The 25,190-nt window shown below is 60.6% G+C and carries 21 protein-coding genes; 2 read left to right on the top strand and 19 right to left on the bottom strand.

Going from position 1 to position 25,190, the window contains the following annotated elements:
• Nucleotides 1-47: 47 nt before the first annotated feature.
• The 5 genes from ROLI_RS04715 to ROLI_RS04695 form a co-directional block, all read right to left on the bottom strand.
• A complete protein-coding gene (locus tag ROLI_RS04715) occupies nucleotides 48-1,871 on the bottom strand; it encodes a sigma-54-dependent Fis family transcriptional regulator (protein ID WP_187430899.1) in 1,824 nt (607 codons plus the stop codon).
• 446 nt (nucleotides 1,872-2,317) lie between these two features.
• Nucleotides 2,318-3,058 (bottom strand): YebC/PmpR family DNA-binding transcriptional regulator, encoded by a 741-nt coding sequence (locus tag ROLI_RS04710; protein WP_187430898.1) that lies wholly within the window; start codon nucleotides 3,056-3,058, stop codon nucleotides 2,318-2,320.
• Nucleotides 3,059-3,125: 67 nt separating this feature from the next.
• Entirely contained in the window at nucleotides 3,126-3,395 is a 270-nt protein-coding gene (locus ROLI_RS04705; RefSeq protein WP_187430897.1) for a hypothetical protein, read from the bottom strand.
• Nucleotides 3,392-3,796, bottom strand: a complete 405-nt coding sequence (locus ROLI_RS04700) for a helix-turn-helix transcriptional regulator (protein ID WP_187430896.1) — start codon at nucleotides 3,794-3,796, stop codon at nucleotides 3,392-3,394. Before ROLI_RS04700 ends, ROLI_RS04705 begins: the two co-directional genes overlap by 4 nt.
• 96 nt (nucleotides 3,797-3,892) lie before the next feature.
• Nucleotides 3,893-4,384 (bottom strand): hypothetical protein, encoded by a 492-nt coding sequence (locus ROLI_RS04695; RefSeq protein ID WP_187430895.1) that lies wholly within the window; start codon nucleotides 4,382-4,384, stop codon nucleotides 3,893-3,895.
• A gap of 54 nt (nucleotides 4,385-4,438) precedes the next feature.
• Here ROLI_RS04695 and ROLI_RS04690 point away from each other — a divergent pair, with 54 nt between their 5' ends.
• Complete coding sequence (locus ROLI_RS04690) at nucleotides 4,439-6,211, top strand: SLC13 family permease (RefSeq protein ID WP_187430894.1); 1,773 nt, start codon at nucleotides 4,439-4,441, stop codon at nucleotides 6,209-6,211.
• A gap of 28 nt (nucleotides 6,212-6,239) precedes the next feature.
• Here ROLI_RS04690 and ROLI_RS04685 read toward each other — a convergent pair whose 3' ends face one another.
• The 12 genes from ROLI_RS04685 to mgtE all read right to left on the bottom strand — a co-directional run bounded on the left by ROLI_RS04685 (nucleotide 6,240) and on the right by mgtE (nucleotide 21,544).
• Nucleotides 6,240-6,428: a DUF2783 domain-containing protein gene (locus ROLI_RS04685; RefSeq protein WP_187430893.1), complete on the bottom strand. Its 189-nt coding sequence runs from the start codon at nucleotides 6,426-6,428 to the stop codon at nucleotides 6,240-6,242.
• Between the two features lie 3 nt (nucleotides 6,429-6,431).
• Entirely contained in the window at nucleotides 6,432-8,057 is a 1,626-nt protein-coding gene (locus ROLI_RS04680) for an FAD-dependent oxidoreductase (protein WP_187430892.1), read from the bottom strand.
• A gap of 22 nt (nucleotides 8,058-8,079) precedes the next feature.
• Nucleotides 8,080-9,030 (bottom strand): MBL fold metallo-hydrolase, encoded by a 951-nt coding sequence (locus ROLI_RS04675; RefSeq protein WP_187430891.1) that lies wholly within the window; start codon nucleotides 9,028-9,030, stop codon nucleotides 8,080-8,082.
• Between the two features lie 757 nt (nucleotides 9,031-9,787).
• Entirely contained in the window at nucleotides 9,788-10,570 is a 783-nt protein-coding gene (locus tag ROLI_RS04670) for a crotonase/enoyl-CoA hydratase family protein (protein WP_187430890.1), read from the bottom strand.
• Between the two features lie 261 nt (nucleotides 10,571-10,831).
• On the bottom strand, nucleotides 10,832-12,835 hold the full coding sequence (locus ROLI_RS04665) for an acetyl/propionyl/methylcrotonyl-CoA carboxylase subunit alpha (RefSeq protein ID WP_338469233.1): 2,004 nt from the start codon (nucleotides 12,833-12,835) through the stop codon (nucleotides 10,832-10,834).
• Between the two features lie 11 nt (nucleotides 12,836-12,846).
• Nucleotides 12,847-14,454, bottom strand: a complete 1,608-nt coding sequence (locus ROLI_RS04660) for a carboxyl transferase domain-containing protein (RefSeq protein WP_187430888.1) — start codon at nucleotides 14,452-14,454, stop codon at nucleotides 12,847-12,849.
• Entirely contained in the window at nucleotides 14,454-15,617 is a 1,164-nt protein-coding gene (locus ROLI_RS04655) for an acyl-CoA dehydrogenase family protein (protein WP_187430887.1), read from the bottom strand. Before ROLI_RS04655 ends, ROLI_RS04660 begins: the two co-directional genes overlap by 1 nt.
• Nucleotides 15,618-15,805: 188 nt before the next feature.
• Nucleotides 15,806-17,584 carry an SLC13 family permease gene (locus tag ROLI_RS04650; protein WP_187430919.1) on the bottom strand — a complete coding sequence of 593 codons (1,779 nt, stop codon included), beginning with the start codon at nucleotides 17,582-17,584 and terminating at the stop codon, nucleotides 15,806-15,808.
• Between the two features lie 55 nt (nucleotides 17,585-17,639).
• A complete protein-coding gene (locus ROLI_RS04645; protein WP_262386565.1) occupies nucleotides 17,640-18,605 on the bottom strand; it encodes a DMT family transporter in 966 nt (321 codons plus the stop codon).
• Nucleotides 18,602-19,414 carry a TIGR00282 family metallophosphoesterase gene (locus tag ROLI_RS04640; RefSeq protein WP_187430886.1) on the bottom strand — a complete coding sequence of 271 codons (813 nt, stop codon included), beginning with the start codon at nucleotides 19,412-19,414 and terminating at the stop codon, nucleotides 18,602-18,604. The genes ROLI_RS04645 and ROLI_RS04640 overlap by 4 nt, the downstream gene beginning before the upstream one ends.
• A 169-nt stretch (nucleotides 19,415-19,583) precedes the next feature.
• Complete coding sequence (locus ROLI_RS04635) at nucleotides 19,584-20,156, bottom strand: 5-formyltetrahydrofolate cyclo-ligase (RefSeq protein WP_338469232.1); 573 nt, start codon at nucleotides 20,154-20,156, stop codon at nucleotides 19,584-19,586.
• Nucleotides 20,153-21,544, bottom strand: a complete 1,392-nt coding sequence (gene mgtE / locus ROLI_RS04630) for a magnesium transporter (protein WP_187430884.1) — start codon at nucleotides 21,542-21,544, stop codon at nucleotides 20,153-20,155. The genes ROLI_RS04635 and mgtE overlap by 4 nt, the downstream gene beginning before the upstream one ends.
• A 118-nt stretch (nucleotides 21,545-21,662) precedes the next feature.
• On the opposite strand from mgtE, the gene guaD reads away from it, so the two are divergent.
• Complete coding sequence (gene guaD / locus ROLI_RS04625) at nucleotides 21,663-22,958, top strand: guanine deaminase (RefSeq protein ID WP_187430883.1); 1,296 nt, start codon at nucleotides 21,663-21,665, stop codon at nucleotides 22,956-22,958.
• A 43-nt stretch (nucleotides 22,959-23,001) separates the two neighbouring features.
• On the opposite strand, the gene ROLI_RS04620 is transcribed toward guaD, so the two are convergent.
• The gene (locus tag ROLI_RS04620) at nucleotides 23,002-24,342 is read right to left on the bottom strand and encodes an 8-oxoguanine deaminase (RefSeq protein ID WP_187430882.1); all 1,341 of its coding nucleotides are present in this window, start codon (nucleotides 24,340-24,342) and stop codon (nucleotides 23,002-23,004) included.
• Nucleotides 24,339-25,157, bottom strand: a complete 819-nt coding sequence (gene hisN, locus ROLI_RS04615) for a histidinol-phosphatase (RefSeq protein ID WP_187430881.1) — start codon at nucleotides 25,155-25,157, stop codon at nucleotides 24,339-24,341. Before hisN ends, ROLI_RS04620 begins: the two co-directional genes overlap by 4 nt.
• Nucleotides 25,158-25,190: the final 33 nt, after the last annotated feature.

Here is a 25,190-nt window from a genome sequence, read left to right as displayed (position 1 = left end):
TTTGAGCTGTTGCAAACTGTGGCAGTGCAACAGAGTGTTGCACGCGCTCAGGGTCGCCTGAGCCCGGCCCGTTTCATCTGTCGGTGCAGCGTGGATCGATCCACACCGCGCGCGCGTGCGACCCGCGAGACGTTCCAGCCGGAGCGGATCAGCATCTGCTCCAGATCACCCTGGGCTGTCGGCAAACACGTCCGCGCGGGCGCAACCACTGGTGCTGGCAGGTGGTCCAGGTCGATGATCCCCTCCTGCGCCATGGCCACCGCGACCTGAAGCGTGTTTTTGAGTTCGCGGATATTGCCCGACCAAATGCGCGCGCGCAGGGCCTCCCGCGCCGCCTCGCTCAAACGATAGCTCAGGGGCATCGCAAGCGTGATGCGCCGGATCAGCCGGTCCACCAGCCCGTCAAAATCCGACCGCTCCCCCAACGCCGGCAGCGCCAGAGCCGCGCCGGACAACCGGTAAAGCAAATCCGGGCGCAACCCGCTCTGCGCAATCGGGACCACGCTGGCGGAGATGATCTTGGCCCGCACGGCAATCGGCGCGCCGCCATGCGCCGGGCGGATGCCATCATCCCCGATGGCCCGCGCCAGCCGGGACTGGATATTGCGCGGTAATTCATCGATCTGATCGAGAAACAGCACGCCATATTGCGCCGCCCGGATCAGCCCGCCCTGCCCGCGCCCGTCCCCAAACAGGATGTCATCCAATTCACGTTCAGGAAAGTCGGCGCATTGCAGCACGACAAAGGGGGCGGTCTCGTCGCGGACTTTATGGATCGCGCGCGCCAGCCGTTCCTTGCCGGTGCCACTCGCGCCGGTGATCCAGATCGGCAGATCGGTCTGCGCCAGATTGGCCGCAACGCGCAGGGTTTTCGCCACCGCACTGTCGCCCGCATGCAGGGCCGCAAGGGGCGCGGGCAGCGGCGGCATGGGCACTGGGCGGGGCCGTGTGGCGGGCTGGGGCGCAATCGCATGGGCATAAACGCAACGACCCGAGGCCAGGAACAGACGCCGTTCCTCGCTCGGGCTAGCGCGGGAATAGGCGGGCAGGTCCTCGACCTCCAGGGAAAAGAAATCACCGACAGGGCACCCCAACACAGGCGCGCCCTCAGCGCCCGCCAACAGCGCCAAAGCATGGTGCGTGCCGGCAATGATACGGCCCGAATCGTCGATCCCCAAGGCCGCCTCCGGGTCCACCTCCAGAAACTCCGGGCGCGCCGAAAAGCGCAGCACCCAGTTGTTGCGCATCCCCGCCATCAGATTGGCGAGCTCGATCCGGCGCGCGGCGGACGTTACCATATGCAAGGCCAGTGCCTGTGTGCTCTTGGGTTGCGGCGAGCGCAGCAGCGACACATCCAGAACCGCCGCAAGGCTTCCGTCCAGATCGTGGATCGGGGCCGCGCTGCAACTGAGCGGGATATGATGGGGATCAAAATGGTCCTGCTGATGCACGGTCACGGCGGTGCCGGTGGCCAAACAGGTGCCAACCCCGCTTGTTCCTGATTGTGCCTCCGACCAATCCGCGCCCAGAAACAGACCCGAAGCGCGCAGATCTTCCTCGAAATTCGCATCCCCAAAGAAATCGACGGTGACGCCCTGAGCATCGGTCAGCATCAGCACATAATTCTGCCCAGCGACCTGGCGAAACAGTTCCGCCACGCCCGAGCGCGCGATGGACGTGAGCCGCTGCGCCCTTTCCTGATGCGCGCGCAATTGCGTCTCGGGCACGATATAGGCCGGGGACGGGCGCGCCGGGTCCAGCCCGTGCTGCTCCACACAACGCCGCCAGGATTCCACCACAAACGCATCGCGCGCGACCGGTGCACAAGACAGCGCCGCTTCGATCTCCCTGATATGATCCGTTGCCGACATCGTCTCCTCCAAAACGTGACTGCCCGTATCTGGCTTCCCAACAACCCTGTCGGCTGGGCGGGACGGCCATTGGAACTTTATACGTCCGTTCTGCGCAATACGTAAAGCTTCACCGTGATCCCTCAAACGGGATGCCCCGCCGACCGGACAATGAAACGCCGGTCTTGCGCCTTTTGCAGCGGAGCAAATCCAATTAAAGGATCGCCCCGTTGAAGCCATCGTTCTGTTTGATTTCCGGGTAAACGCGCAAAGGTCCAAAACCCAGACAGTCAGCGTTTTTTACCGCCGTCGTCGCGCCAGGCCGGTTGGCTCAATTTGCAGGCCAAAACGACGCCCGCACCAACGCCGCGTAATTCAATGCCCTGTCAGCGGATGTTCATTTCATTTGCGAAAACACCCCGCTGACGATGGTAAACGGCATCATTTTACCGCCAGGGTCAACCGCGTTACAACTCGGCCATGACCTCATCAGAGGCGTCAAAATTCGTCGTGACCCGCTGCACGTCGTCGTCATCTTCCAGCGCGTCAATCAGCTTCATCAGCTTTTGCATGCTCTCAAGGTCCATCTCGGTCGTGATCGTTGGCTTCCACACCAGCTTGGTGCTCTCAGACTCGCCCAATCCCGCCTCCAGCGCCGTTGCAACCTCGTTAAGGTCGGTATCCGCGCACCAGATCACATGGCTGTCTTCCGTGCTCTCCACGTCCTCGGCACCCGCCTCGATGGCGGCCATCATAACCGTATCCGCATCCCCGACATCAGCGCTGTATGTGACCTCGCCCTTGCGATCAAACATGAACCCCACGCTGCCGGTCTCGCCCAGGTTGCCGCCATTTTTGGTGAAGGTGGAGCGCACGGTGGAGGCCGTCCGGTTGCGGTTGTCGGTCATCGCCTCGACGATCACAGCCACACCGTTAGGGCCATAACCCTCATAGCGGATTTCCTCGTAGTCATCCCCGTCACCGGCCTGCGATTTCTTGATCGCGCGGTCGATATTATCCTTGGGCATGGATTGAGATTTGGCCTCTTTGATGGCCAGGCGCAGGCGCGGGTTCTTGTCGGGATCCGGGTCACCCATCTTGGCGGCCACGGTGATTTCCTTGCTGAATTTCGAAAACAGCTTTGAGCGCACAGCATCCTGGCGCCCTTTGCGATGCTGGATGTTTGCCCATTTTGAGTGGCCGGCCATTGGAACTTCCCATTCGTTGAGTTTGCCGCTGTTTACCGCCAGGTCGCGCCACGCTCAACCCCTCTGACTATGCGCCCCAGATTGCGGCCACGGTCAGGGCCAGCCGCAAGCCTAATCCGATGGTCAACGCCGCCAGCATCCAATTGGGCATCACCCGAGCAAAATCCTGAAAATAACGCGCCTCTTCGCGCTTCAACTGGAGGGTTTGCGCATCCCTACCCTGCGCCGCCAGTTGATCCGCCTGGCGTTCATACCACCGCGAGCGCAGCAGATAAGAGCACGCCCATATGGCCGGTCCAAGGATCAGCGCATCCGATAACAACCCAGCAGAAATCACTTTTTGACAGCGTTGAGCTCAATCCGGTAGCCAAGCGCCTCGGCCAGAGCAAACACCTTCCACAGCGTCGGTCCCGTTTTGGACTCCCCGCGCGCGATGCGCGACAGGGCGCTGTGATCAAACCCCAGTTGCGCGCCAATTTCACGCCCGCTCATGGGCGTACCATTGAGCATCTGCGCCACCACCTGTGCGCCCAATGTGCGCGCCAATTCCTCTCCCACATCGCGAAACACCGCGTTTTTCTCGACCGGGCTGAGGGCCTCAAAGGCCGCTTCATGTCTTGCCTCATCCAGAACTGCTAAGGGTTTTGCAGCAGATTTCGAGGTCCGCACCGGTTTGCGCGTCGCCGCACGTTTGCCGGATTTGGATGTCGTGCCTGCATTGACGTTTATATCGGCCATGGATCACCAACTCTGTTTGGGACGTGACATTGTTGCCTTGCAAGACAACATCTAGGCGATATACCGGTTGCTGTCAAGGTTTGCACGCCCGCTGCCTTAGGGCTTTGGGAAGGCGCGTACCTGTGAAATCACCTGTTTTGCTTGCTTTGCGTCATGCAGACCCCCAAGCCGTCGATTGCAATCGGTCAAGGTACCCACCGACAGGAACGCCAGACGCCTGTCGGGGCGTTCAGTGTAAAGCACGACGCAGGCAAGCTGGAACCGGCGCGACCGGAACCGGGCGAAATACCCCTCTGGGTCGGGATCGGAAAGTCCCTCAACAGACTGAAATAAAAAGGGGTTTTCTATATCGCTCAGAAAGGCACCGAATTCGGCGGGCGGGTAGTCTTTCTTGATATGGCGCACCTGTTCGACATGGTTCCAGCGCAGATGATCCGCGCGCCGCCAGCTGTGTTCAACCCCGCGCAGATAGCGGATCAGACCAAAAATCCGCAGTTTCGCCCTGGAAGCGGCCCGCGGGCCCAATTTCGAGGCCTCCTCCAGGGCGGTGGAAAATCCGTTGGTGATAATAAAGTTCAAATCAGACATAAACGCAGTTGAGGCAAAACAAATCGTGAAATCAAGCGTCTGGAGCAACGAGCGGTGACTTCTGAACAAATCATTCTGTTTTCCCTGTTTGGTGCGGTTTTCGGGCTGCTGCTGTGGGGTCGTTTTCGATATGATATCGTGGCCTTCTGCGCCCTGATGATCGCCGTCGTATTGGGCGTTGTCCCAACACAGGAGGCGTTTTCGGGCTTTGGCCATCCCGCAACCCTCGTAGTGGCGCTTGTTTTGGTCGTCTCAGCAGGCTTGGTGCGCTCGGGGGCAGTGTTTCTGATCACGCGCACATTGGTGGATGCCTCGCGCAGCCTGGGTGCGCATATCGCTCTGATGGGGGCCATCGGTGCGGTGCTGTCGGCCTTCATGAACAATGTGGCCGCGGTCGCCCTGCTGATGCCGGTGGACATGCAGACCGCGCGCAAAGCGGGTCGCGCACCGGGGCTCAGCCTGATGCCCTTGAGTTTCGCGACCATCCTTGGGGGTATGGCGACCCTGATCGGGACACCGCCCAACATCATCATCGCCTCGATCCGCGAAGAAGCACTGGGCGCACCCTTTGCGATGTTTGATTTCGCGCCCGTCGGCGGGGCGGCAGCCCTGGCCGGGCTGATTTTCGTGGCGCTGATTGGTTGGCGTCTGATCCCACAAGGCGACGACAAGGACACCAACCCGCAGGATATTTCGCAATATATCGCCGAATTGACCGTCCCTGAAAAAAGCAAACAGATCGGCAAGCGGGTTCTGGAACTGAGCGAGGCTGCGGATAAGGCGGATGTGGCCATTCTGGGTCTGATCCGGGACGGCAAGCGGCGCTATGGGCAGGCCCGCAACACCGCCCTGCAAGCGGGTGACGCGCTTGTTCTGGAAGCCACCCCCGAGGCGCTGGATGAATTCCGTACCACCCTCGATCTGGCCGTGACCGATACCAAACGCGAGGAAGCCCTGCGTGCGGATGGCGAGGGCGTGGAAATCATCGAAGTTGTCGTCACCGAAACCGCACGTATCAATGGCAAGACCGCGCAGGCCATTGGCCTCGCCTGGCGTCAACGCAGCGTGTTGCTCGGCATTTCACGCCAAGGCACGCGGATCACGAAGCATTTGCGCAAAACCGTGGTGAAGACGGGGGATATCCTGCTGCTGCTGGTGCCGCGCGATACCGGCCCGGATGTGGCCGATTGGCTGGGGTGCCTGCCGCTCGCAGATCGCGGCCTTGCCGTCACCGAAAACAGCAAGGTGTGGCTGGCCATCGGGTTGTTTGCCGGGGCTGTGATGGCCGCCAGTATCGGGTTGCTTTATCTGCCCATCGCGCTTGGTCTGGTGGTTGTGGCCTATGTGCTGACACGCATTGTGCCACTGGGCGAGCTCTATGATCATATCAACTGGCCCGTGGTTGTTTTGCTCGGCTCCATGATCCCGCTGGGGGCCGCGCTGGAAAGCTCCGGGGGCACTGAATTGATCGCGGGCGCGCTCGTGTCATGGACGGGCGGGCTGCCGGCCTGGGCGGTGCTCACCGTTCTGATGATCGTCACGATGACCCTGTCGGATGTGCTTAACAACACCGCCACCACGATTGTCGCCGCCCCCGTCGGCATCCAGATGGCCCAATCGCTCGGCGTCTCGCCCGATCCCTTTCTCATGGCCGTCGCCGTCGCCGCCTCCAGCGCCTTCCTGACCCCGATTGGCCACAAGAACAACACGTTGATCCTGTCTGCGGGCGGGTATTCTTTTGGAGACTATTGGCGGATGGGCTTGCCTCTGGAAGTGCTCATCGTTGCTGTGAGCATCCCCATGATCCTGCTTGTATGGCCTCTCTAGGCAGGTGGGATCGCACCGCTGCGCGCCTTCATACCGCCTTGGCTGCCTGCAAGGCATCGCGCAGCACGCCGCGATCCCCGATGTGATTGGCCAGCACAAGGATCAGGCGCGCGTTCAGCGCATCACTTTGCGGTTTGTCCAAACCCTCATGCGCCTGGAGCAATTCATCATAGAATGCATCGGGATCCGTGATGTTGGGTTCAAGATTGAGGGTCATGATCTAAAGGTCCCTTCCGACAGATCGACGCAACGCCGATCTTATTTGATGCTCCGCGACAGACTGCCAGCGGCCCGAGACATGCTGATCCGGCCGGATCAAATAGACGGCCTGTGTGGCACCCCCCAGATAACGGGCCGAAACCGCCCCTTTTGGATCATCATTTTGAGTGGATATTTCCAACTTCTGGAGGGGTATGCCATCGACCTCTGCGATCGCAGGGGCGGCGGTGTTGATCGCAAGCACGGTGAAAACCCCGGCCAGTTTATTTAGTAAAAACCCATCGCCAAGCGGCGCATCAACGCAAGCGGCACCGGGGCGCGTCAGCTCAGGCAGGGCCGGATCATCAGGACCGTTCAGCGACAAGCCGTCATAGACGCAAGGCACGGACAGACGCCCCGAATTGACGAGCGGGCGGGCGAAAGCATGGGTCCGGGCAAGTTCCAGTACCGCATCTCGAAAAACCTTGCTGATCTCGCTCTTGGGCGTCAGGAAATCCGTGGAACGGGTCGAATTGCGAATATTTTCGTCGGCCCCGTACCCGCGTTCCTGTGAATAGCTATCCAGCAGGGCTTCCGGTGCCAGCCCCTTGACCACCAGGTCGAGTTTCCAGGCAAGGTTATCCGCATCCTGAACCCCGGAATTGGCCCCGCGCGCACCAAACGGCGAGACCTGATGGGCGCTGTCACCAGCAAAAATGACGCGGCCGTGGCGGAAATCTTTCATCCGGCGACACTGGAAAGTGTAGATGGACGTCCACTCCAGTTCATATGCCACATCCGGACCCAGCATGGCATCAACACGCGCGCGGATGCTTTCGGGTTTCAACTCCTTTTCCCGGTCGATATCCCAGCCCAATTGGAAATCGATGCGCCAGATGTCATCGGGCTGTTTGTGCAGCAAGGCAGAGGCACCGCAGTTCTTGAAGGGCGGTTGAAACCAGAACCAGCGCTCCGCTGGAAAATCCGCCGTCATCTTCACATCCGCGATCAGGAAATTATCCTCAAACACCCGCCCCTCAAAGCTCAGATCCATCATGGCACGGATCGGCGAGCCCGCCCCATCACAGGCGATGAGCCAATCGGCTTCGATCTGATAAGGACCGTCGGGCGTATCAATGTCCAACAATACATGGCCGTGCTTCTGGTGCATCCCCGTCACGGCATTGCGGCCACGGATTTCGATGGGGGCTCCTGCCGCCTGTGCGGCGCGGATGGCGTCGACCAGGCATTTCTCAAAATGGGGCTGTTGCAGGTTGATGAAGGCAGGCCGCTTGTGGCCCTCCTCAGGTTGCATATCGAACTCAAAGACTTTTTCATGACCATGAAAAACTTTACCCAGGTTCCAGGTAACGCCCTTGGCGACCATCGCATCGCCCGCCCCCAACCGGTCGGCAATCTCAAGCGTGCGTTTTGCAAAGCAAATTGCGCGACTGCCCTGCCCGACGCCTTCATGATCATCCAGCACAAGCACCGGCGTGCCCTTCAGGCCCAGATCAAGCGCCGTTGCCATGCCAATCGGACCACCGCCGACGATCACAACCGGATGGCGCTGCGCCGGTCGTGATTGGGCTGCCACCTTTTCATAAGGGTAGAGCCGGAACGCGATATCATACCTTACATCAACCATTTTGAACGCCTCCCCAGACGGCTCACCCTTGCAGGGCCGCCCACATTTCAAGATCGCGCTGATCTGTCCAGATGCGCGGATACGCAATCCCGCGGGCCTCGTCATAGGCGCGCGAGACGTTGAAGGGCAGGCAATGCTCATAGATGGCGTAATCCTTGAATTTCGGATCACACGCCTCGCGCACCGCATCCCATGCTTGCTTGAGCGAGCCGCCCTTTGCCGCCACCCGTGCGGCGGGCGCATAGGTGCTGTGCACAAAGTCGCGCGTTGATGCGATGGCCCGCGCAACCGCATCCGTGCCGATCAAAGCGCCGCCCCGTCCGGGTGCAATGGCGTCCACATCATAGGCGGCGATCCGGTCCAGCGTTGTCCCCCAATCGGCGAAATACCCATCCCCGCAATAGCAGGCGGAGTGATCCTCAACGATATCGCCGGTGAACATCACGTTCTCATCAGGCACGTGGATGATCGCGTCACCGGAGGTATGGGCGCGGCCGATGTGTTTGATATCCACGCGGCGGGTGCCGAGATAAACCGTCATGGCGTCGCTGAAGGTGGTGGTGGGATATGTGAGGCCGGGAATGCTCTCGTGGCCCTCAAACAGGCGCGGGAAGCGTTGGAATTCGCTGTCCCAATCCTCCTGACCGCGCTCCAGTACCATCGCGCGGGCTGCATCCGACATGATGATCTGATCCGCACCGTAAGCCGATGCCCCCAGCACGCGCACCGCGTGATAATGGGTCAGTACAAGATGGCTGATTGGCTTGTCGGTGACGGTGCGGAGTTTTTCGATGACCTTATGAGCCAGGCGCGGGGTGGCCTGCGCCTCGATAATCATCACGCTCTCATCGCCGATGATCACACCAGAGTTCGGATCCCCCTCAGCAGTGAAAGCCCAGAGGTCCTTACCAATCTCGTCAAAGGTTATTGTCTTCTCGGATAAATCGCCCTGGGATGCGAATGCTTTTGCCATTGTTTAGTCTCCTGGATGTCGTCCCATTCGGTCGGGCGATGTTAAATCATTCTCATGCGAAAGGGGTCCTCAACGCAACCAGCAACCTTCCCGCGCAATCGCCAAACCCGACCCGGTCTCGAACCTGCGGGCTGGCCCCGGTCAGGATCCGCGTCTCACGCGTTATAATAAAGCTGCAGATCTTTGCACTCTCAGGCCCAAAGGGTTTCTCGCCACCCTTGCTTGGTTCCAAAACCAACCCACAGTTTTCCTTTCCCGGCCAGCGAGGACATATCAATCCGGCATTTGCCCTCTTAACCTCCAATCCGCGATTTCAACACCTCAATCAGGCGAGAATTCCGCATCAAATGCACGTCCGCGCGGCCCCATTGGCGGCCACCATCGCAAACCGGCGATCAGGCATCGCCCTTGGCACCATCAGGTCTGTCGCGTTATCCGACACCAAATGCGCCACAGGTGGGCTTGGCCATGTCGCAGGCCTACCGCCAGATTGGCCAGCACCTGGCCTAAGAGCGCGCCTTTGTGGTTCAGCGCAGCACTGACCCGGTAAGAGGTCCCGCTCGGACAATAGGAGTGATAATTTTTGTTCGGGGGCGCCGTCGATTTCGTTTCGATATCTTCGCAACGGTCCGATTGGTCATCCGGCTATGGGGGGCGTTGCCTGTGCGATCGCGCGGTTTCTGCGCAAAGCGCCTGTCAATCGTGTCGGACATCCTGTCCCCGTTTTGCGCAAGTTCCCAAAATTCAGCCTTTTGATCTAAGTCCAGCGAGCAGAACTTTTTTTCAGAAACGTTTCGATCCCATGCGCGGCTTCCTCACCCTCCCATGTGTCTGCAAGACGCCGGATCGTTTCATTGATGATCTCCGCGTCAATGCGCGGTCCCAGCGCGCGGGCCAATGCCTTTGCAGCCCCCACTGCCTGCGGGGCAACCCTCAGATAGGGCGCGACTTCGGCTTCGATCTGCTCATCCAGAATGTCGCCCGGCACAGCGCGCGCAATGATGCCAAGTTCCGCCGCTTCATCGGCCTCAAAAATGCGGGCGGACATGAACACCCGCCTTGCGTTGCCCTCCCCCATTCTGGCCAAAACATAGGGACCGATTGTTGCCGGGATCAACCCCAGCCGCGTTTCGGTCAACCCGAACTTGGTGGCCTGATCGGCAATTGCGACGTCGCACACGCAAGCCATGCCCACCCCACCCCCAAATGCGCCGCCGTGAATACGCCCGATCAACGGCGTTGGCATGACATTGAGCGCGTTGAGCATTTCGGCCAGCTTGCGGGCTTCGCGCATTCGGGTTTCACGGTCAGCGTCAATTTGCGCCTTCATCCAGTTCAGATCGCCACCGGCACAGAAAACCTTACCCGCCCCGCACAGGACGATGGCGCGCGTTGCAGTCTGTGCGCCAAGGCTCAGGGCCATATCCGTCAGCTCGGCGATCATCTGGGACGATAATGCATTGCGCTTATCGGGCACGTTCAGCGTTGCATAAGCCACCCCCCGGTCATCCAGTTTGATATCGAGTGTTTCATAGCTCATGCGGCGCTCCTGTGACTTGGCATCCAACGAGATTTATCGCAAAATATCACGGCCCTGAAACCCTTTGCGGACCGACCGATGACCTCCGCTGCGTCACTTATCTGGGGAGCACCCCGTGAGCGGATAAAATCCGTGATCTCGATCCGAGAAAACCCATACCGCCAAAGCGTCTCTCTCAAGCAGACCCTATCCAGCGTCCTTGTCACTTTGCTGCCATCATCAAGCCCGTCGCTTGGCTTCATATCAGAGATCGATACGGCCTCAGTCATCTTGAGGTTCCAGGGTCAGCAAGACAGTGCCATCCGTGACCTGCTCGCCGACTGACGACAGCACTTCAGCGATCACGCCATCGCGGGGCGCGGTGAGCGTATGCTCCATCTTCATCGCTTCCAGAATCAAGAGCGGATCACCCTGTGCAACCGTCATCCCGATTGTTGCCGACACAACCTTCACCAGACCGGGCATCGGTGCGATAATGCAATCTCCGCCCGTCTGATCACTTTGCGCATCCGCTAAGGCGTCCGGCAGGCTGAAATTGAAACTGCGCCCCTCCACAAAGACCCAGACCCTTTCGGGTAAAACTACCACATCGGCGGAAAACACCGCACCATCGCAGAGAACACGGTAGGATGTTGCGCCCAGTGCGGACACCTCCAGGGTGACGGAGTGCCCGTTTCCATCGACTTGGAAATGCCCCTGATCGCGCATCGTCACGCGCTGCTCCAGGCGATCCTCATCTGCGCCCAGAGCACTGAAATGCTGCGCATCGTCCCAGTGTCGCCAGCCCATAAGCTGGTCCCAAGGGCCCTCGGTTTTCGCAGGTCCGAGCAAACCCAAGCCGCCCAATGCCGCCAGCGCCAGCACGTAAGGCTCCGCCGCGGCCTGCGCGCTCAGCGCATCGAGATCACGCCCGATCAGGCCAGTGTCGACCTCTCCCCTGGCGAAACCCGCGTGCCGGGACAGCGCGCCCAGAAATTCAAGGTTGGTGACGGACCCCGCGACATGGCACTGCGCCAGCGCCGCACTGAGCATATTGAGGGCCGCGCCGCGCGTCGGCCCGTGCACAATCACCTTGGCGATCATCGGATCATACCAGGGGCAGATGTCATCACCCTGCCGGACCCCGCTATCGATGCGGATGGCCCCGCGCGAAAATTCAGCAGCCTCCGGGAAGGACAAATGATCCAGCCTCCCCGTGGCGGGCAGGAACCCCTTGGGCACATCCTCCGCGTAGACCCTTGCTTCAAAGGCCCAACCGTCAATTGACAAATCATCCTGCGTGACGGGCAATGGCTCACCAGAGGCCACACGCAATTGCAGCTCAACGAAATCAAGCCCCGTAATGGCTTCGGAAACCGGGTGTTCGACCTGCAACCGGGTGTTCATTTCCATGAACCAAAATCCGTCTTCTCGCAAAGGACCCGAGCCATCCACGATGAATTCGACCGTGCCTGCGCCCGAATATCCAATGGTCTTGGCGGCTTCCACGGCGGCCTTGCCCATGGCGTCGCGGATTTTTTGCGGCATGTCCGGGGCCGGGGCCTCCTCGATGACCTTCTGGTGGCGCCGCTGAAGCGAACAGTCCCGTTCGAACAGGGAAATGGCGTTGCCATGCGCATCGCCAAAGACCTGGATTTCGATGTGGCGGGGGTGGCTCACGAATTTCTCAATCAGGCAGACGGGATCGCCGAAACTGGCCTGCCCCTCGCGCTGCGCGCCCTGCAGCGCCGATTTGAACGCGGCGGGCTTTTCGACCAGACGCATGCCCTTGCCACCGCCCCCCGCGCGGGCCTTGATCAGGACGGGGTAGCCGATCTTATCGGCTTCATCCGCCAGAAAATCCGGGTCCTGGTTTTCGCCGTGATAGCCCGGCACAACCGGAACCCCGGCCTCAAGCATCAAGGATTTCGCCGCATCCTTCAGCCCCATCGCCTTGATCGCACTGGCGGATGGGCCGATGAAGATGAGACCCGCCGCTTCCACCGCCCGTACGAAATCGGGATTTTCCGACAGAAACCCATATCCGGGATGGATCGCCTGCGCGCCCGTTTGCAAGGCCGCCTTGATGATCCGCGCTCCCTTGAGGTAACTCTCAGCCACCGGCGCGGGACCGATCTGGACCGCCTCATCCGCCATCGCCACATGTTTTGCATGCGCGTCCGCATCCGAATAAACCGCGACCGTCTTTATGCCCAACCGGCGCGCCGTGCTGATGACACGGCAGGCGATCTCACCGCGATTGGCAATCAGGATTTTATGAAACACCGCGCTCTCCCCTACATCCGGAACACGCCGAAACGTGTCTCTTCAATTGGCGCATTCAGGGCCGCAGAGAGGCTGAGCGCGAGCACCTCGCGGGTTTTGCGCGGATCAATGACGCCGTCATCCCAAAGCCGCGCGGAGGCATAAAGCGGATGGGCCTGCTCTTCGAACTGATCGATGGTGGGTTGCTTGAACGCGGCCTCCTCGGCGGCGGACCATGTCTCGCCCCTGCGCTCAATCGCGTCGCGCCGCACGCTGGCCAGAACGCCCGCCGCCTGCGCGCCACCCATCACCGAAATGCGGCTGTTGGGCCAGGTCCACAGCAACCGGGGGCTGTAGGCGCGCCCGCACATACCGTAATTTCCCGCCCCAAAAGACCCCCCGATCAGCATGGTAACCTTGGGCACCTTGGTGGTGGCCACGGCCGTCACCAGTTTGGCCCCGTCCTTGGCGATCCCACGGTTTTCATAGGCCCGCCCGACCATGAAGCCGGTGATGTTCTGCAAGAACACGAGCGGGATTTGGCGTTGCGAACAAAGCTCCACAAAATGCGCGCCCTTCACCGCCGCCTCGGAAAAGATCACACCGTTATTGGCGATGATCCCGACGGGCATCCCCATGATGTGGGCAAAACCACAAATCAGCGTCGTGCCATAGCGCGCCTTGAATTCATCAAACCGCGAGCCATCCACTATGCGCGCAATGACCTCGCGGGCATCATAAGGGGTTTTCAAATCCGCCGGTACCACGCCGAGGATTTCGTCGGGATCATAAAGCGGTGCCTCAACGGAACGCATCTCAAGCGGGCTTGGTTTTTGCAGATTCAGGTTCGCAACCGCCTGTCGCGCCAGAGCCAGCGCATGTTGATCATCATTGGCCAGATAATCCGCCACACCCGACAACCGCGTGTGAACATCCCCCCCGCCCAAATCTTCGGCGCTCACGATCTCGCCCGTCGCCGCCTTGACCAGCGGCGGGCCGGCCAGAAAGATCGTGCCCTGATCGCGCACGATGATGGTCACATCCGACATCGCCGGCACGTAAGCCCCCCCGGCGGTGCAGGAACCCATGACCACCGCGATCTGGGCGATGCCCTTGGCCGACATATTCGCCTGATTGAAAAAGATACGCCCGAAATGATCGCGGTCGGGAAAGACCTCATCCTGATTGGGCAGGTTGGCCCCACCCGAATCCACCAGATAAATGCAGGGCAAATGGTTCTGCTCGGCGATCTCCTGTGCGCGCAGGTGTTTCTTGACCGTCATCGGAAAATAAGTACCGCCCTTGACCGTCGCATCATTGCAGATGACCATCACCTCGCGGCCCTCCACCCGGCCGATACCGGCAACGACACCCGCCGAGGGGCTGGCGTTTTCATACATCCCGTGAGCCGCAAACATACCGACTTCCAGAAACGGTGCGCCCGGATCGAGCAATCGCGCAACGCGTTCGCGGGGCAGGATCTTGCCGCGGCTCAGATGGCGTTCGCGCGCCTTCTCTCCGCCCCCCTCAAGGGATCGCTCCGCCGCGGCCCGGATCGGAGCCATCGCCGCACGATGAGCGGCTTGATTGAAACGAAAGCTCTCGGAGTTCGGCGAGATCGCGGAGGTCAGAACCGCCATCAGACCATCGCCCCCATCAACTCGCGGCCAATCAGCATCCGACGGATTTCGGAGGTGCCCGCACCGATTTCCATCAGCTTGGCATCCCGGAAAATGCGGCTAACGGGGGTGTCATTCATGAAGCCCGCACCGCCCATGGCCTGCACCGCCTGATGCGCAACGACCATCGCCTCCTCGGAGGCATATAACACGCAAGCCGCCGCATCCTGACGCGTGACCTCGCCCCGATCACAAGCCTTTGCGACCTCATAGACATAGGCGCGCGCGGAATTCATTTTGGTATACATATCCGCGATCTTGCCCTGCATCAGCTGGAAAGTCCCGATCGATTTCCCGAACTGCTTGCGTTCGACCATATAGGGCATGATTTCATCAAGGCAGGAGGCCATGATGCCAAGCCCGATCCCGGATAACACGACGCGTTCATAATCGAGGCCGGACATCAACACAGCCACCCCCTTGCCCTCATCACCCAGGATGTTCTCATAAGGCACTTCAACGTCCTCAAAGACCAGCTCGACCGTGTTGGAACCCCGCATCCCCAGCTTGTCAAAATGCGGCGACTGGCTGAACCCCGGCATGGATTTTTCGATCACAAACGCGGTGATGCCCTTTGAGCCCGCCTCCGGGTCGGTCTTGGCATAAACAACCGCCGTGGTGGCCTCACCGCCATTTGTGATCCAGTATTTACTGCCATTCAGCACGAAGCGATCATTCCGCTTTTCAGCCCGCAGCTGCATGCCTACGACATCCGAGCCCGCACCCGATTCCGACATCGCCAGAGCGCCAACGCTTTTTCCCGACAGCAAATCAGGCAGGTATTTCGCCTTCTGCGCGGCATTGCCATTGATCTTGATCTGGTTGACGCAGAGATTGGAATGCGCGCCGTAGGACAACGAAACACTGGCACTGGCGCGCGCGATCTCCTCAATCGCCACAACATGGGCCAGATACCCCATCCCGGCACCCCCATCCGCCTCCGGAACCGTGATGCCCAAAAGCCCCAATTCACCCATTTCCTCCCATAATTCATGGGGAAACGCGTTCTTCTGATCAACATCTGATGCCAGTGGTTTGACCCGGTCCTGCGCCCAGCGGTGCACCATATCGCGCAGCGCATTCACATCCTCGCCAAGGTCAAAATTCATCGATCCTGTAAACATGTTAAACCTTCCTTGGAGATGGGAACGAAATGAGTATCGCGTTTTTCACTATAGGTAATCCTTTTGAGGATTGTCATGCCACCAAGTGGGATTTGCAAATGAAAGGGGCGCGGTGCCCATCGGTTCGGGAGTTGCCTGGCCCGTGTCCGACCCCTTTTCGGCGGCTTGAGGGGCTCTATCATCCCCCTTCAAAGCGGCCAGATCAGCGGGATGATTAGCGATACAATCAATGCCATGCTGATGTTGAGCGGGATGCCGATGCGCATGAAATCGGTGAACCGATATCCGCCCGGACCATAAACCAGCGTGTTGGTCTGATAGCCGATGGGCGTGGCAAAGGCGCAGGAGGCTGCGATCATCACGGCCACCACGAGCGGGCGCGGATCAAGCCCAAGTGCTGTACCAAGGCCGATGGCCAGCGGTGTCATGATGACGGCCACGGCGTTGTTGGAGACCACCTCCGTAAAGGTCGAGGTCATCACGAAGACGACCAGCACGACAACCGTGGGTGGCATGTTCATCAAACTGGGCGATACCGCATCCACGATCAACGCAACCGCGCCGGAATGTTGCAGGGCGGCCCCCACCGCCAGCATCGCGAAGATCAGCGCCAGGAGGCGTCCGTCCACAAAGGAAAACGCCTCATCCGCGTCAATGCAGCCCGTGACCAGCACCAACGCCACCGCCAGAACTGCCAGCAGCAAAATGGGGGCGACGTTGAACGCGGCCAGAATGACAATGCCTGCAAGCGCCAGGATCGCGATGGGCGCGTGGCTGCGGCGAAACGCGCGCGCGGAGGGTTGGGAAACATCGACCATATCCATATCCGCCGCCAACCGTTGAATATCCTCCGGTGCGCCTTCCAGCAGCAGGGTATCGCCGACTTTTACCACCAGCTCATCCAATTGCCGCCCGATGTTCTGGTTCCGCCGGTGCACGGCCAGCGGATAGACGCCATAGCGGCGGCGCAACCGCATCGCGCCCAATAAGCGCCCGACCATGCGGCAACCCGGTGTGATCAGCACCTCCACGGTCGAGGTTTCCACGGCGGAAACCTGATCCACACGTTTGAGCTCTTTGGTGGCCTGAAGGCTTAGCAGTTCCGTCATCTGCGTGCGCAGCACCACGCGATCCCCGACCTGAAGGGCCACGTCCTTGAGATTGCGCCGCAGCGAGGCATCGCCCCGGATCACGTCAATGAGCCGCACGCCTTCGCGTTTGAACAGCTGCACAGAAAGAACGTCGCGACCGACCAGGTTGCTTTCGGGGGGGATCACCGCCTCGGTAAAGAACTTCATCTTGGAGCGGTTCGAGAGCATATTGGCCATGCTGTCGCGATCCGGCAGCAGGCGCGGCGCAAAGATGGACATATACAAAAGGCCCCAGACGCAGACCACCAGACCGATGGGCATGATCTCGAAGATGGTGAAAGGTTCCAGCCCCTGTCCGCGCGCAACCCCATCCACCAGCAGGTTTGTCGAGGTCCCGATCAGCGTCAGCGAGCCGCCCATGATCGCCGCATAACTCAGCGGGATCAGGAATTTGGAGGCCTTTGCGCCCAGGGTCTGGCTCAATTGCACCACCACCGGGATCATCACCACCACCACGGGTGTGTTGTTCATGATGGCCGAGGCCCCCATGACACAAAGAATGACGCCTGCGACCGCCGATTTCGGATGGGTTTTTGCATAGCGTTCCGCGATCTGCGTCAAGACTTCGAGCGCGCCAGTGCGCACCAGCGCGCCCATCACCATGAACATGGCCGCAATGGTCCAGGGCGCGGGATTGGACAGCACAGCCAGCGCGTCATCATAGGGCAAAACGCCGAGCAACAACATCAGGGCGGCCCCCATAATGGCCACTACTTCGGTCGGATAGGATTCGCGCACAAAGAGGATGAACATAATGGCCACCACACTCAAAGTCAGGAGGGCGGTGAGCGTAGGTGACAGGTCAATGAGAGAGATCAATGGGGTGCACCCTGTGCTTGATGTCTGATCGAAAGGCAGTGTCGCTGATTGCTCAACCGGGGGCAAGCACAGCCTTAGGGCGCGGCTGCACCAGATACATGCCAGCAAACATCAACAGCAGCGCCATCCAAATACCGCCCGAATAGGCTTCATCCAGGATCAGTTTAGCCCAGAGCACACCGAACCCCGTGACCAGATAGCTGACCTGCACCGCAAAGACCGCCCCCGCACGCCCCACCATCCAGACATAGCCCGCGTAAACCATCACGTGGATCAAGGAGGCCAGAATAAGCGCCTGCCCTTCAAGGGTCGCGGCGGCCTCAATCGGGATCCATTGCCCGGAGGCGACCGCCACCGGTGCCATAATCACTGTCCCGATGAGCGACGCGCCATAAAGCACCTGAAACGGGTCCATACCGGCGGTCCCGAACCGGGCCACCAGATTGCCCTCAAGCCCGTAACACAGCCCGCTGATGAGGCTGATCAGCACCCAGAATACCGCGATATCGAGCAGGGACGCGCCCGGCACCGCGATCAGGAACACACCGCAGAGACCCAGCAAAAGACCCAAAGCCCTGCGTCCTGAAAACCGATCCAAGCCCATCGCCAGCGCAATCGCAAAAGCCCACATCGGCACCATCGAGAGCAGGATGGACGCGATGCCCGCAGGGAGATGCACAATCGACTGATAGGAGGTGGTGTTGGGGATGATTGTCCCGATGATGGCCACCATCAGACATATGGCACGTTGTTTGCGCTCCCGAGGTAAGCGCGTCCCGCGCAAAGCACAAATCAGCGCCATCAACGCCGCCCCGATGAACAACTGCCAGAAGATCAGGCCGAAATGCTTGTAGCCGGAGGAGACCGCGATTTTACCCAAAGGTTGCGTCATGCCCCAGCCCGCCCCCATGACGATCAGCACAGCGCTACAGATCATGGCATCGCGCCGGGTCAGCGCGCTTGAGGCTTTGCGCGGGTCCGGTGGGCTCAAGGTGTCGCGCCCGTCCGGCGCGCTCAAGGGGTCGCGCCCTGCAACAGCCCCCCGTCACGCACCATCGCAATGCGGGTTGCACGGCCCGTGCGATCATCGGTTTCAACGTAGACGCCGGAGAGCGTGGCCGTGCCATTGGCGGGCGTAAAGCGGTCGCGCGGCATGCCGGTGATGAAGCGGCGTAAAGGTTCGCCCTTATCCATGCCGATGACCGAATTGTAATCGCCACACATGCCCGCATCCGTCAGATACCCCGTCCCGCCGGGCAGAACCATCGCATCCGCCGTGGGCACATGGGTATGTGTGCCGACAACAAGGCTCGCGCGGCCATCACAAAAATGCCCCATGGCCATTTTTTCGGAGGTCGCTTCGCAATGCATATCCACAATCACGGCCTGCGCCATGCCGCCAAGTGGATGGGTTTTCAGCACCGGTTCGATGGCGGAAAACGGATCGTCAAAGGGGCGTTTCATGAAGACTTGCCCCAGGACCTGAACCACCAGAACCTTGCGCCCGTTTTTGGCGGTGAACAGGCGCGCGCCCTTGCCCGGTGCGGTTTTTGAGAAGTTCAGCGGGCGGATGATGCGCGGTTCCTGCTCGATGAAACGCAGCATGTCCTTTTGATCAAAGGCATGATCGCCCAGCGTCAGACAATCCACACCCACATCCAGCAGCGTTTTGGCATGTGCTGCGGAAAGACCGATGCCGGAGGTCGCATTTTCACCGTTCACGACGATGAAATCCAGCTTCCACTCGGCCCGCAACCGGGGCAGGTTTTCCGTAATCGCGCGCCGTCCGGCCCGCCCCATGACATCGCCAAGAAACAAGATTTTCATGCCAGATGCCTAGGGCGCAGCGGCGCTCAGAGCAAGAGGCGTGTCACATATAATTGTTGTATCTGGGCATGATGCGGGGCGTATTTTTGCCCTAAGGGCTGTGCGCGCAGAAAAACGCCGCTTTTGGCGCAGCGGCTGATGCGGTCTTTTTGGATTGAGGCATTCGCCCTCATGTGCTGCCACCGCGCAGGTCCATCACTTCATTTTCGGTCACCAGAAAATCCAGTGTCTGGTCCGTCACTTCAAGCGGCAGGCGATCGGCTTCTTGCCCAGCGTAAGCAAAGCCAACCGCCAATGTGGCGCGCGCGGCGCGCAAACGCTCCAGCGTGCGGTCATAGAACCCGCCGCTATAGCCCAGACGCCCGCCCTGCGCATCAAAGGCGACCAGCGGTACAATCAGGATTTCCGGCTCGAAAAACGTCGGATTTTCGGGAATACGCGCGCCGAATGGCCCGGCCACCAGCGGCATGTCGGGCTCCCAATGTGCGAATTTAAGCGGCTTGCCCGCGCCCATGATCACCGGAATGCCAACCGGCCCATAGGCGGCAGCCTCGGCCATCGCCGGGACCGGGTCGATTTCGGTGCGGATGGGCATATACCCCGACAGCGCCACCCCGCGATGGCCCGCCAAAAGCCCCGATAAAAGCCCCGCACCGGTGCCCGGGTCATTGGCATGGGCCAGCGCGCGGCGTGCGAAACCTGCCTTGCGCGCTGCGGCCTTGATCTTCGCCAGATCGCTCATAGCAGCACCAGAGCCGCAAGACCCAGAAAGGCGAAAAAACCAACCACATCCGTCACGGTCGTCACAAAGGCCCCGGAGGCCAGGGCCGGGTCCACCCCGACCCGTTCCAGAATGACGGGAATCGCCGTTCCAGCCAACCCGGCAACGACAAGGTTGATGACCATAGCCGCCGCGATGACATAGCCCAGCGCCGGCGAGCCAAACCAGATGACGCCGACAATCCCCATGATCGCGGCGAATATCACGCCGTTTACCAACCCCACCAGGACCTCGCGCCGGATGACCCGCCAGACGTTTGCGCCGGTCAGGTCCTTGGTGGCAATCGCGCGCACCGCCACGGTCAGCGATTGCGTGCCCGCATTCCCGCCCATGGACGCGACAATCGGCATCAAGACAGCGAGTGCGACGATCTGGGCAAGCGCCACTTCGAATTGCGCAATGACAAGGCTCGCGGCGATGGCCGTGACCAGATTGACCGCGAGCCAGGGCAGGCGTTGCTTGGTGGTTTCGATCACCCGGTCCGACAGGGACCCCTCGCCCACACCGGCCAGACGCAGGATGTCCTCTTCGTGCTCCTCATCCATCACCGCCATCGCATCATCAATGGTGATGATCCCGATCAGACGCCCTTCCTCATCCACCACGGGGGCGGAAATCAGGTGATATTGATTGAACGCATAGGCCACATCGGATTCGGCCTGCACCGCCGGGATGACGCGAAAGGTTTCCTCCGTAATATCACAGAGTTTCGTGACGCGCTTGGAGCGCATCAGCTTGCCCAGCGTCACGTTGCCCACCGGATGCAGGCGCGGATCCACGATCACGATGTGGTAGAACTGATCGGGCAATTCATCTTCGGGCGTGGCGCGCAGATGATCAATCGCCTCGCCGACGCTCCAATGTTCGGGGGCCATGACGACCTCGCGCTGCATCAGACGGCCAGCGGAATATTCCGGATACCCCAATGCGCGTTGCACCGCATGCCGGTCGGCATCTTCCAATGCGTCCAGAATGGCGCTTTGCTGATGATCCTCCAGGTCCTCGACCAAATCGACAACATCATCGCTGTCCATATCGCGCACGGCCTGGCTCAGCACCTGCGGCGTCAGCACCGCAATCACTTCCTCGCGCACGGATTCGTCAAGTTCTGACAGGATTTCACCGTCAAATTCACGCCCATAGAGCCGGATCAGACGGGACCGGTCATAGGCGTTGATCTGCTCCAGAAGATCCGCGATATCCGCCGCATGCAGCGGTTCCATCAGCTCCGTGAGCTTGGCCGCATCATCAATATCGACCGCATAGAGAATGGCCGAAATCGCCTTTGGGCCGAGGAGATAGGCATCCTCGTCCGTCTCCATCTCAAGCTCTGCTGTCTGATCAGACATCTGCGCGCCTCCCTGCTTGAGGCCGGACCATAAGGGGGCGCCTTACGGGATACAATGGCAGCGCGAGCGCTGGTTACCCCCCGTTGCCGCCCCCTCGCAAAGCGCCTAAAGAAGTGGCATGAACAACCAAACTCTTCTTCTGGGCCAAACTTTTGAGGCTCATGCAAACCCGATGACCCTGCCTTGGGGAGACGCGGTGTCGGTCAATGCCACCGGTGCCGTTTTGATCGACGACCGCAAAATTCTGCGCGTCGGGTCGGCGGCGGCACTGCGCGAGGAACATCCAGCCGCGCGGGTGGTCGATTACGGCACGCATCTGATCTGTCCCGGCTTTGTTGATGCGCATGTGCACTACCCGCAAACCGCGATGATCGCCAGTTGGGGCAAGCAGCTGATCGACTGGCTGAACAGCTATACCTTTCCCGAGGAAATGCGCTTTGAGGATCCCGCCTATGCCCGCGCAATCGCGGCGCGATATCTGGATCTGGCGCTGGATCATGGCACCACGACGATGTGTTCCTATGCCACGATCCATCCCATCAGTGTCGAGGCGTTTTTCGAGCAGGCCGCCGCGCGGGGTATGCGGGTTGTGGCGGGCAAGACCTGCATGGATCGCAACGCGCCCGCAGACCTTTGTGATACCGCGCAATCGGCCTATGACGACAGTAAATCCCTGCTGGAACGCTGGCACGGCAAGGGACGCGCGCATTACGCGATCACACCCCGGTTTTCGCCAACCTCCACGCCCGAGCAGCTCGTCGCCCTTGGAGCACTCTGGGCGGAGCATCCCGAATGCCTGATGCAAACGCATCTGAGCGAACAATTGACCGAAATCGACTGGGTGCGCAGGCTTTACCCGCAGGCGCGTGATTATCTGGACACCTATGAGGCCCATGGGCTGATCGGGGAGCGCGCGGTGTTCGGTCACGCCATCCATCTCGAACCGCGCGAAATTGACCGGATCGCGGAAACCGGTACGGCTTTGGTGCATTGTCCGACCTCCAACAGTTTCATTGGATCGGGATTGATGGATGTGGCCGGGTTGGCGGCGCGGCATATCCCCCTGGGGCTGGCCACGGATACCGGCGGCGGGTCGTCGTTTTCGATGCTGCGCACCATGGCTGCCGCCTATGAGATCGCCCAGTTGCGCGGCACGGCCCTGCACCCGGCGCAACTCATTTGGCTGGCAACGGCGGGTTCGGCGCGCAGCCTGCACCTTCACGACCATCTTGGAACATTGGCGGCGGGGTATGATGCCGATCTGACCATCCTCGATCTCGCCTCAACCCCCGCTATTGCACAGCGCAGCCACGAGGCCGAAACGATCTGGGAAGCCGTTTTTCCCACGATTATGATGGGCGATGATCGCGCCATCGCAGATGTCTGGATCGCGGGCAACAGACGCCGGTCATAGGGTGGGTTTACAACAGGGGCGCGGCCAGAACCGCCCCAAACCCCTACATCCCATCGCGCAGATCGTGCGCCATCCGGTTCTGGCGCGCAATCAGCGCGCCCATATCAAGCGTCACAATCTGCCCGTCCCGCACAATCTCGCGCCCCTCCACGATCAGATCGCGCACGGTGCTCGGCCCGGCAAGCAGCAACGCCGCCGGATCCCAACTCCCCGCAGCTTCGATCCCCGACACGTCCCAAACCGCGATGTCAGCCCGCGCCCCGACCGCAATGCGGCCACATTCGGGCCGTCCCAGCACATCCGCGCCGCCCCGCGTGGCAATCTCGAGTGCCATGCGCGCGCTCATCGCGTCTGCCCCCTGCGCCACACGTTGCAACAACATCGCCTGGCGCGCTTCGGCCACGAGGTTGCCCGCGTCATTGCTGGCCGATCCATCCACACCCAGCCCAACGGAGACACCCGCCGCACGCATCGCCTTGATCGGGGCGATGCCACTGCCCAGACGGCAATTGGAGCAGGGGCAATGGGCAACGCCGGTGCCGGTCTGCGCAAATAACGCGATCTCGGCGGCGTCGAGTTTCACGCAATGCGCGTGCCAGACATCCGGCCCGACCCAGCCCAAACCTTCCGCATATTGCCCCGGGCGGCAGCCGAATTTTTCCAGCGAATAGGCGATGTCTTCGTCATTCTCCGCCAGATGGGTGTGCATCATCACGCCCTTGTCGCGCGCCAGCAGAGCGGCCTCGCGCATCAGATCCCGGCTGACCGAAAAAGGCGAGCAGGGCGCGACACCGACGCGGCACATCGAGCCGGGACTGGCATCATGAAAGGCGTCGATGACACGGATGCAATCTTGCAGAATCGCTGCTTCTGACTCCACCAATGCGTCCGGTGGCAGGCCGCCCTTGGAAACGCCGATGCTCATGGCACCGCGTGTGGGTTGAAACCGGATGCCGATCTCGGCAGCGGCGTGGATCGTGTCTTCGAGACGTGCGCCATTGGGATAAAGATAGAGGTGATCACTGCTCAAGGTGCAGCCCGAGAGCGCCAGTTCCGCCAGACCGACCTGCGCCGAGGTAAACATATGATCCGGCGTGAAGCGCGCCCAGATCGGATAAAGCGTTTGCAGCCAGCCAAAAAGCAAGGCGTCCTGCCCGCCCGGCACCGCGCGCGTCAGCGATTGATAAAGGTGATGATGCGTGTTCACGAGGCCCGGGGTGACAATGCAGCCGCGCACGTCGATCACGCGCCCATCGTGCTCAAGGCCCATGCCGACCTCGGCGATGATACCGTTTTCGATCCGGATATCCGCCCCGCTCAATTCGCGCCGCTCATCGTCCATTGTCAGGACCTGCGCCGCGCCACGTAACAAAAGCGATGTCATTTTGGTGTACCCCGCAACAGATCGAGCGCCTGAGCATGAATATCGACGTTGGCCGCCGCCAGCGCCCGCCCGCCCTCATGGGCCGGACCGCCGTCCCAGTCGGTCACAATACCGCCCGCTGCCTGAACAAGCGCGATCGGGGCCTGAATGTCATAGGCTTGCAGACCGGCCTCAACCACAAGGTCGATCTGACCGGCGGCCAAGAGGGCGTAGGCATAACAATCCATTCCATATCGCGTCAGTTTGCATTGTTGTGCGACCGCGCGAAACGCCGCCCCTTCCTGGGGCGTGCCGACTTCCGGGAAGGTTGTGAAAATGACGGCCTCGCTCAGCGCGGGCGTGCTTCGCGTGTTTATTGGATGCGTGCCTGCGGCGCTAGTCATCGCGGCCCGTCCCGCAGCACCGATAAACCGTTCTGTGATATAGGGCTGATCAATCAAGCCGTAAAATGGACCCTGGCGATCAGAAACCGCGATCAAAACGCCCCAAGTCGGCGTGCCGCTGACAAACCCTCTTGTGCCGTCAATCGGATCCAGCACCCAGGTCAATCCACTGGTCCCGGATTTGGTGCCGAACTCTTCGCCCAGAATAGCATCCGCTGAGCGTTCGGCCGCTAGGATGTCGCGCATGGCCTGCTCCGCCGCGCGGTCGGCCTGCGTTACCGGATCATAGCCATGCTCCAGTTTGTTGTCCTGATGCAGGTTCATAACCCGGAAATAAGGCAGAATAGCCTGGCGCGCCGCATCCGCCATACGCTGCGCCGTGGCATCAATATCAGCGATCACGCCGGCGGTTTCACGGTTCAAATCGTTCATCCGCCACTCGTGCCAGCAGTACAGGAAATTGGC

The organism is Roseobacter fucihabitans, assembly GCF_014337925.2.
GTDB lineage: Bacteria > Pseudomonadota > Alphaproteobacteria > Rhodobacterales > Rhodobacteraceae > Roseobacter > Roseobacter fucihabitans.
Note: the sequence above shows the minus strand (reverse complement) of the source record. Positions and strands in the feature narration are given on the sequence as shown.

Excerpts from the sequence above, each read along its gene's own strand:
- ROLI_RS04715 (WP_187430899.1), bottom strand. The coding sequence starts at position 1,871 with ATGTCGGCAACGGATCATATCAGGGAGATCGAAGCGGCGCTGTCTTGT.
- ROLI_RS04710 (WP_187430898.1), bottom strand. The coding sequence starts at position 3,058 with ATGGCCGGCCACTCAAAATGGGCAAACATCCAGCATCGCAAAGGGCGC.
- ROLI_RS04700 (WP_187430896.1), bottom strand. The coding sequence starts at position 3,796 with ATGGCCGATATAAACGTCAATGCAGGCACGACATCCAAATCCGGCAAA.
- ROLI_RS04695 (WP_187430895.1), bottom strand. The coding sequence starts at position 4,384 with ATGTCTGATTTGAACTTTATTATCACCAACGGATTTTCCACCGCCCTG.
- ROLI_RS04685 (WP_187430893.1), bottom strand. The coding sequence starts at position 6,428 with ATGACCCTCAATCTTGAACCCAACATCACGGATCCCGATGCATTCTAT.
- ROLI_RS04680 (WP_187430892.1), bottom strand. The coding sequence starts at position 8,057 with ATGGTTGATGTAAGGTATGATATCGCGTTCCGGCTCTACCCTTATGAA.
- ROLI_RS04675 (WP_187430891.1), bottom strand. The coding sequence starts at position 9,030 with ATGGCAAAAGCATTCGCATCCCAGGGCGATTTATCCGAGAAGACAATA.
- ROLI_RS04670 (WP_187430890.1), bottom strand. The coding sequence starts at position 10,570 with ATGAGCTATGAAACACTCGATATCAAACTGGATGACCGGGGGGTGGCT.
- ROLI_RS04660 (WP_187430888.1), bottom strand. The coding sequence starts at position 14,454 with ATGGCGGTTCTGACCTCCGCGATCTCGCCGAACTCCGAGAGCTTTCGT.
- ROLI_RS04655 (WP_187430887.1), bottom strand. The coding sequence starts at position 15,617 with ATGTTTACAGGATCGATGAATTTTGACCTTGGCGAGGATGTGAATGCG.
- ROLI_RS04640 (WP_187430886.1), bottom strand. The coding sequence starts at position 19,414 with ATGAAAATCTTGTTTCTTGGCGATGTCATGGGGCGGGCCGGACGGCGC.
- ROLI_RS04635 (WP_338469232.1), bottom strand. The coding sequence starts at position 20,156 with ATGAGCGATCTGGCGAAGATCAAGGCCGCAGCGCGCAAGGCAGGTTTC.
- mgtE (WP_187430884.1), bottom strand. The coding sequence starts at position 21,544 with ATGTCTGATCAGACAGCAGAGCTTGAGATGGAGACGGACGAGGATGCC.
- guaD (WP_187430883.1), top strand. The coding sequence starts at position 21,663 with ATGAACAACCAAACTCTTCTTCTGGGCCAAACTTTTGAGGCTCATGCA.
- ROLI_RS04620 (WP_187430882.1), bottom strand. The coding sequence starts at position 24,342 with ATGACATCGCTTTTGTTACGTGGCGCGGCGCAGGTCCTGACAATGGAC.
- hisN (WP_187430881.1), bottom strand. The coding sequence starts at position 25,157 with ATGAACGATTTGAACCGTGAAACCGCCGGCGTGATCGCTGATATTGAT.